Here is a 7,301-nt window from a genome sequence, read left to right on the forward strand (position 1 = left end):
CCGTGCGCCATAACGGCTGGTCTGGGCGCTGAGGCCGTTGCCGGTGAGGATCATCCATTCGAAGGGGCCGGCGCCGACGGCTTCGATATGCGCGAAGCCGGGATCGCGCACGAGCGCCGGTGCGGGATGGCCGTGGCTGGCCGCATACACCAGCCACGCCGATTCATAGCGCCCGGCGTTGACCATCCGCGCGCTCGCTTCCCCCGCCACCGCAGTCGGCATGGGATAGCCTCGCCCTGCCAGGCCCCCCAGCAGCCGTGCGAGGCCGTCGAGATCCTGGGCATCACGCGCGGCCAGTTCCAGGAACGGCGCCGCCCAGAGCGGACGCGCGACGAGCGTGTCGATCAGGCCTGTGACCACCGGCGGCTGTCCGATCGCCTTGACCAGTACCGGAAACAGGAACGGCTTGGTCGCCTCCGAAGAACGCAGGGCGATGTCATAATGATGAAGCGCGCGGGGAATGTCGTCATGGTCGACGGCTTCCTGGATCAGCCACACTTGCGTGGGCAAATCGCGGCGCGACTGGCTTTCCGAATAGACCATCAATCCGCGCGCCATGCGCGGATCGCCGGCAACGTCCCGTGCGGTCGCGAGCATGCGCGCGCCCGCGGCCGAGACCGGGGACCGGCGAAGCGCGCGGCGCGCGAGCCTCTCCGCTTCGGCGCGATTGGACGGATCGAGGCGAAGCAACTGCTCGGCACGCGATGCCGCTACGTCGGCATTGTCGGGATCCAGGCGCAGCGCGAGCGCCGGATCGACGGGGCGCACCACATCGGCCAAGCTTTGGCGCAACATCGCGACCGCGACCGCGCCCAATGCCAGAAGCAGCAGAACCCGCTTTAGGCGGCTTGCCGGATCGGAAGCCTCAACGATTCCGCGACTTGCGCTCGTGGCCATAGCCATAACCGTAATCATAGCCGTAGCCGAAATGCGCGCGCTGCGCTTCGAACTTGACGAGCACGCCACCGATCACGCGCGCGCTGGCGCTGGCGAGACGGCCGAGCGCGGTGCGCGCCATGCTGGCGCGAATGCCGTGCGCCTCGACCGCGAATACGACCGCTTCGACGCGGCTGCCGATCAGCGGCGCGTCGGCCAGGCCCATCACCGGCGGCGTATCGATCACGACGTGATTGTACGTCTGCAGCAGCGTCTCGATCAGCTTGGGCAGGCGATCGCCGGTCAGAAGCTCGGCGGCGTTGGGCGGGATCGGGCCTGCGGTCATCACCGTCAGGCCCTGCTCGGTGTGGACCAGCAGGCTGTCGAGATCGTCATTGCCGGCCAGATAGTTGCTGAGGCCCGTGCTGTGCGTGGTGCCGACCAAAGTGTGCACCGATGGCGAGCGCATGTCGCCATCGATCAGCACCACCGACTTGCGCGACCGCGCCAGCATCAGCGCCAGCGCAAACGCGGTCGTCGATTTGCCTTCGCCCGGCCGCGTGCTGGTGATCGACATCGAACGCGGCACGCCATGCTCGGTCGAGAATTCGAGGTTGGTCTGAACCGCCAGATAGGCGTCGACCAGCTCCGATTTGCGATCCTGCAAGGCATCCATCGGCGTCTGGCCGACCGTCATCGGCACCGATCCGATCAGCGGCACGCCGAGCAGATGGCTGACCTCGGCCGGGTCGGCGATCGATTCGTCGCTCTGCTCGAGGATGATCACCACCAAGATACCGAGCGCGATGCCGGCGAGCATGCCGAGAAGAAGGTTGAGGCCAAGACGCGGCGACGAGGGTTTCTGCGGTACGTCGGCCAGGTCGACGATCGAAACATTGTTCACGCCGACGCCGCCGGCGACACCGATCTCCTTGTAGCGCTGAAGCAGGCCATCATAGAGTTGGCGGTTGGTGTCCACGTCGCGCTGATAGATCGCATATTGGATGCTGCGGCGGCGCAGATCGAGCAGGCTGGACTTGAGCGTATCCACCCGGCTTTTCAGCCCGCTCTCGCGCTGCTGTGCGGCGCGATAATCGGCGCCGATCGACGAGGAAACGCGGGCTTCTTCGCGCGCGATGCTCTTGTCGAGCTGCGCGATTTGCGACTGGACCGCCTTGGCCGCGGGATAGCCCGGCTCGAACTGCACCATCAGGCGCTGATAATCGGCAGCCAGCTCGGCGCGCTTCTCGCGCAACTGGTTGATCGCGACGTTGCCGAGCGCTTCGCTCTGGTCGCCGCCGGCCCCGCGCGTCTGGTCGTAGCGCGCTTGTGCCTGGACCCGATCGGCGGTCGCCTGGGACAATTGGCCGTTGAGCGCGGCCAGATCGTCGGCGACGATCGAGCGCTCCACCGTGCGGTTCTCGCCCTGACCGGATTGGGCGGGCAGGTTGATGATCTGCTGTTCCGTCGCATAGGCAACCAGCTGGCGTTCGGATTCCTCGAGCTTGCGGCGCAATTGTTCGAGCCGGCTTTCGAGGAAGGTGCGCGCATAAGCGGTCGCCTGGTAACGCCGTTCCAGCGTCATCTGGATGAAGCTCGACGACCAGGTATTGGTGACGCGCGCCGCCAATGCCGGATCGGGCGCGGTGAAATCGATGTCCGTGAGACGCGACAGGCGCGTCGGCGAGACGCTGAGATGCAGGAGCAGAGTTTCGGCCGCGCGGCGCTGACGCGCGTCATGCCCCGCCAGAGCGTAGCGGCCGTTGGCGCCCATCGTGGCCAGCTCGGACGGCAGCTTGACGCGGAACATCTTGAAGAAGGCCGGATCGTCGGCGAAGCTGAGTTGCTGGGCGACGCGATCGGCGAGCGAGCGCGCCCGCAGCAGACCATATTGGGTCTGATAGAATTCCTGGTCGGCGACGCTGGTATCCTGCTGCACGTCCTGGATGTTGACGATGCGGTTGGAATCGCGTGCGATTTCGATCGTGGTCGTCGCCGTATATTTCGGCGTCATCAACAGGGTGACGATCAGCGCGACGATCAGGCAGCCGAGCACGCAGCCGGCGAACACCAGGCGCCAGCGCGTCGCGATCCGCAGATATTGCCGGAACATGGGGATCTGCCCGTCATCGGCGGTCGGGCGATGGATCGCCACCGGTTCGGCGGCCATCAGACGGAGCGGTTGGGAAGAGTTCACGCCTTTTCCCTTACTTCTGGATCAGCGCGATGAGCGGCGCCGCCAGCAACGGCGTCACGGACACGAAATCCTTGAACAGGCGCCGCGCCGGCGAATCGCCGACCACGATCACGTCGTTCGGATAAACCGCCGGATCGGCATAAAGGCCCCGCCGGATCGCGGTCATATTATAAAGGCCCGCCATCCGCTGACCGTTGACCGTGCGCAGGATGACGACATCGTCGAGCTTGGCGAACTCGCTCAGGCCCTTGGCGGACGCGATCGCGCGGCCCAGCGTCATCTGGTTGGTGACCGGATAGAGGCCGGGCTCGGCGACCTGGCCGTCGACCGCGACAACCTGGCTGACCGAGTTCCTGACGTTGACCGTCACCTCCGGATTGCGAACATAATTGCTGCGCAGCGCGCCTTCGATCGCACGCGCCAGTTCGACCGAGGTCTTGCCGCGCGCATCGACCGTACCGATCAGCGGCAGCGAAATGCTGCCGCCTGGATCGACCTGAACTTCGCGGCTCAGTTCGGGGACATTGAAGACATCGACCGCAATCGTGTCGAGCGGACCGATCAGGCTGTCGCGACCCTGCGCGACCAGATCGGTACGGACCGGTGCCGGCAATGCCGTGTCATTGACCACCTGCAATTGCGAGGTGCTCTTCAACGGCAGCTGCCCCCCGCATCCGCCGAGCAGGATCGCGGCGAAAAGAACGAGATTACGACGCATCATTCTTCCGCAAATCCCCTCGGTGCCCTCGTCATAGGTGCAAGTCGGCAGACGGTAAAGCCATGAACCCGCACCAATCTGATCGTCACCACGACCCCGATCAGCCCGTTTTGATCCGCATTTCGCCATGATCGGTGCGCCGCCGTGCCGGCAGCAGCATCCAGCCGGCGCTTTGCGCGGCGAGCACCATCATCAGCGGCGTGCGGACCGGATAATCGGTGGCGCTGGCGACCATGATCAGCAGCAGCACGACCGATCCGAGCCGCCCCAGTAAGCGGCCTTCCCCGTCCGCGCGTCGCCAAAGCCTGAGCGACGTCCAACCCCACCAGCCAAGGAATGCGATCAACAGCAGCAGGCCCGGCAATCCCGCCTCCAGAGCAAGCTGGAGATAATCGTCGTGCGCTTGATTCATGATGGTGACGGCCAGATTCCCGAACGGTTCGAACCCAAGATAGACCGGCTCGAACGATCCGAAGCCGCTGCCGAACGGAAAAAAACCGTGGATCATGGCCATCAACGGCCGCAGCAACCTGACGCGGGCATCTTCGACGGGGTCGATCGCGAACAACCGCTGCACCGATTCAGCCCGTGAAAAGGTCAGCGCCACCGCGATCAAGACCGCCAAGGCGGTCAGTGCGGCGGCAACCACCACAGTCCGCCGAGGGCGCGAAAGCGTGCCCACCGCGGCCTTCAGGGCCGGCCATGCGAGAGCGATCGCAAACGGCAAGGCGAGAGCGAGCAGCATAAGACCGGTGCGCGACCCTGTCGTCGGGATCACCAGCAGCAGGAAGGCGGCGCTGACGATAGCGATCGCGCCGTGCAGCCGGGCCGTGGCGCGATCGGCGCGCATCAGATCCGTCCACACCGCCAGCATGGGCAAGCCGCAACAGATCAACAGCGCCTGATGGTTGCGATTGGCGAACAACCCCACCGCCGACGTGGTCGGCGGCGCGGCATAGAAGCGCAATGTATCGTCGCTGCCGGCGGAGACCTGTGCCAGCCCCAGCACCGCGCTGGCCACCACGATCAGCAGCCACGCAGCCATCACTGCGATCTGGTCGCGCGTGCGCACCCGACTGACCGCTAACAGCGCCGCGATCGGCGGCAACAGCGCGAACAGGGCGTTCCAACCGCGATCGGGCATAAGGTTGATCGGCCGCCACGGCTGCGGCTCGCCCGCCGCGATCGCCGCCGCGAGATAGCGGTCGCGCCCCGGCAGATCCGTCCACAGGCCCGGCGGCAGCGACACCAGCTGCAAGAATATTATGAGCGCCAGCGCGGTCAGGAACCAGAATGCCGGGCGATAGGAGCTAATATCCCGATCCGATCGCCGCAACGCCAAGGCGCCGATCAGCAGGATCGCGGCAAGGCGAACCACCGGCTGGCTCGCCGCGTCGTAATGCGAAGACCCGCCGGTAAGCGCGACCACGCCCAGGAACAGCAGATAGGCTATGATCGTGAAGCGCCCTGGCGCGGCCCTGGACATCATCTTCCTGTCAGAAAATCCGCTCTCCGCCAAAGCGGCGAACGGTCGCGCCCAATCTCATGCGAAACCAGCCCAATATGAAAATAGCCGCCCCGGGGGACGGCTATTCCAATATCACTCGCTCAGCGAATGTCAGCAGCCGATCAGCCGCTCGAATTGTTGCTGACCGCATCGGCCACGACCACCGTAGCGGCAACCGCACCGGCGGCGACCAACAGCGAGGCCAGCAGGCCGAGGCCCAGAACGTGGCTGCTCTTGCCCGACTTGGCGCCAACGCGGACCGAACTGGAAAGCGACAGAGAGCGCGCGGCCGGGCTCAGCGCCTGCGCGGACGCGGCAGTGCTCGCCGCCTGGGCCGCTGCGGGAACCAGGGTCAAGGCAATCACGGCCGAAAGCAACACTTTAGAAACGGTCATGAATCAGGTTCCCTGCCTTCAAATTAGTCCGGACGCCGGTCGCACAATTTTATCTGTGGGACAAGTCCAAAATCGGAACATGTGCCTATGCTGGGGTCGTAACGTTCGGTTAGCGTGGACGTTCCGCAACAACGGGTTAACCCTGATCAAGGCATTCCGGCGCGTACCGAAGCCACCGCCGCGGCGGCCGCGGCGACACGCGTGCTCCAGCTGGGATGCGTGCCGTCGAGCCAGGACAGGGGGGCCTTTCCCCTGAGACGATCGAGGAATGGCACGACCACGCTCACGTCATATCCCGCACCCGCCATCATGCGTATCGCGGACCGGTCCGCTGCCAGTTCGGCCGCGCGCTGCGCCTTGCCGCTGGCGGCGCGCTTCGCCTCCGGAACCAGATTATGCGCCAATTCGTGCCCGATGAGGAAGGCGAGTTCGTCGTCCCCGACCGCAAATTCATACATCGGGCCCGAAATCTGGACGTAGTGACCGTCGGCGCTGGCATCGAACCGCCCGCCCGGCACCAGTTGCACGGCCGACGGGCAACCGCGATCGCCGGTCAGATAGACGGTGCGTGCGGCCAATGTCAGCTTGACCGGCGGTTTGGCCAGCGCGGCCGCCAATGCCGCCTCGACCGCGGCGGTGCGCGCATAGCTCGGTTTTCCGCCCTGCCCGGGCGGCACGGGCACATCGTCCACCGCGACGATTTCGTCGCCGGCGCGCAGTCCGGCCTTTTCCGCGGCGCTGCCCGGCGCGACCGCGCTGATCTGGGGCCGATCACGCAGGCCGAATTGCGCGCCTGCTTCCGCGCGTTCCGCCACGGCATATTGATCCAGCGTTTCGACCGAAAAGCCCGCCAGCGCAGCCGGGTCGGCGCACAAGCTCAGATTGGCGGTCTGCAGGCGCCACGCGACCGCCGCCACCCGCGCATCCGCCTGCCGCAGGACATCGAGCATGCCAGCCAGGCCGATCAGTGCGATCATGGCATGTCGCTACCGGTGCGCGGCACCGCAGGCGACCTGCGCGTCAGCGGATTGACCACGCTATTGCGGTTGTGGCAGGCGACATCGGGCCGCGGGTGTAGCTCAATGGCAGAGCAGAAGCTTCCCAAGCTTACGACGAGGGTTCGATTCCCTTCACCCGCTCCAGGCTCTTCCAAAACTCAGCGCGGCCTGTTCTCGAGATAGAGATAGGTCGGATCGAAGCCGGCAAACTCCTGTAGCCGCACCAGATCCGGGATCACGGCATAGCCGTCCCGCACCACCGCCAGATTGGCTTCCCGTAGCTTACGCAGCGTGCGGTTGACGTGGACCGGCGTCAGGTCGGTCATGTCGCCGAAATCGGCCTGCGTGAGATCGATCGGAAACCCCTGGGGCGTCGCCAGTCCGACCACGTCGAAGCGCGCATGCAGTTCGCACAGCAGATGGGCGATGCGTACCGCCGCCGAATGGCCGAGCCGGCCGATCCATTCGCGATGGATCGCGGCGTCGATCACGGTCAGCAGCCACAGCATGCGCGCCAGATGCGGCGCGGTCTCGGTCAGCTTGCGCAGCACCGTGTGCGGAAACAAGGCGACGCGCACCTCGCTGAGCGCGACCACGTCATGGTCGAGCC

General features: G+C 65.7%; 7 protein-coding genes and 1 tRNA gene. 1 reads left to right on the top strand and 7 read right to left on the bottom strand.

Annotated features, from left to right (window positions below; all coding sequences use genetic code 11):
• The 6 genes from VK533_RS02655 to VK533_RS02680 form a co-directional block, all read right to left on the bottom strand.
• Positions 1-795 (bottom strand): hypothetical protein (locus VK533_RS02655; protein ID WP_324374756.1); only part of this gene is annotated, 795 nt, incomplete at its 3' end.
• 70 nt (positions 796-865) lie between these two features.
• The gene (locus VK533_RS02660; protein ID WP_324374758.1) at positions 866-3,073 is read right to left on the bottom strand and encodes a polysaccharide biosynthesis tyrosine autokinase; all 2,208 of its coding nucleotides are present in this window, start codon (positions 3,071-3,073) and stop codon (positions 866-868) included.
• A gap of 10 nt (positions 3,074-3,083) precedes the next feature.
• Positions 3,084-3,794, bottom strand: coding sequence for a polysaccharide biosynthesis/export family protein (locus tag VK533_RS02665; RefSeq protein WP_324374760.1), 711 nt, complete (start codon positions 3,792-3,794; stop codon positions 3,084-3,086).
• A gap of 97 nt (positions 3,795-3,891) precedes the next feature.
• Positions 3,892-5,280 (bottom strand): O-antigen ligase family protein, encoded by a 1,389-nt coding sequence (locus tag VK533_RS02670; protein WP_324374762.1) that lies wholly within the window; start codon positions 5,278-5,280, stop codon positions 3,892-3,894.
• Positions 5,281-5,420: 140 nt separating this feature from the next.
• Positions 5,421-5,693 (bottom strand): hypothetical protein, encoded by a 273-nt coding sequence (locus VK533_RS02675; RefSeq protein ID WP_324374764.1) that lies wholly within the window; start codon positions 5,691-5,693, stop codon positions 5,421-5,423.
• 146 nt (positions 5,694-5,839) lie between these two features.
• On the bottom strand, positions 5,840-6,670 hold the full coding sequence (locus tag VK533_RS02680; protein ID WP_324374766.1) for a M48 family metallopeptidase: 831 nt from the start codon (positions 6,668-6,670) through the stop codon (positions 5,840-5,842).
• Between the two features lie 91 nt (positions 6,671-6,761).
• Here VK533_RS02680 and VK533_RS02685 point away from each other — a divergent pair.
• Positions 6,762-6,835 (top strand) — tRNA-Gly (locus VK533_RS02685).
• Positions 6,836-6,849: 14 nt separating this feature from the next.
• Here VK533_RS02685 and VK533_RS02690 read toward each other — a convergent pair.
• Positions 6,850-7,301: Crp/Fnr family transcriptional regulator (locus VK533_RS02690; RefSeq protein ID WP_324374768.1), on the bottom strand; the 452-nt coding region annotated here is incomplete at its 5' end.

This window comes from Sphingomonas sp. (genome assembly GCF_035317925.1).
Taxonomy (GTDB): domain Bacteria; phylum Pseudomonadota; class Alphaproteobacteria; order Sphingomonadales; family Sphingomonadaceae; genus Sphingomonas_I.

What these genes read in the sequence shown, in the direction of transcription:
- VK533_RS02665 (WP_324374760.1), bottom strand. Translation starts at nt 3,794, where the DNA reads ATGATGCGTCGTAATCTCGTTCTTTTCGCCGCGATCCTGCTCGGCGGA.
- VK533_RS02670 (WP_324374762.1), bottom strand. Translation starts at nt 5,280, where the DNA reads ATGATGTCCAGGGCCGCGCCAGGGCGCTTCACGATCATAGCCTATCTG.
- VK533_RS02675 (WP_324374764.1), bottom strand. Translation starts at nt 5,693, where the DNA reads ATGACCGTTTCTAAAGTGTTGCTTTCGGCCGTGATTGCCTTGACCCTG.
- VK533_RS02680 (WP_324374766.1), bottom strand. Translation starts at nt 6,670, where the DNA reads ATGATCGCACTGATCGGCCTGGCTGGCATGCTCGATGTCCTGCGGCAG.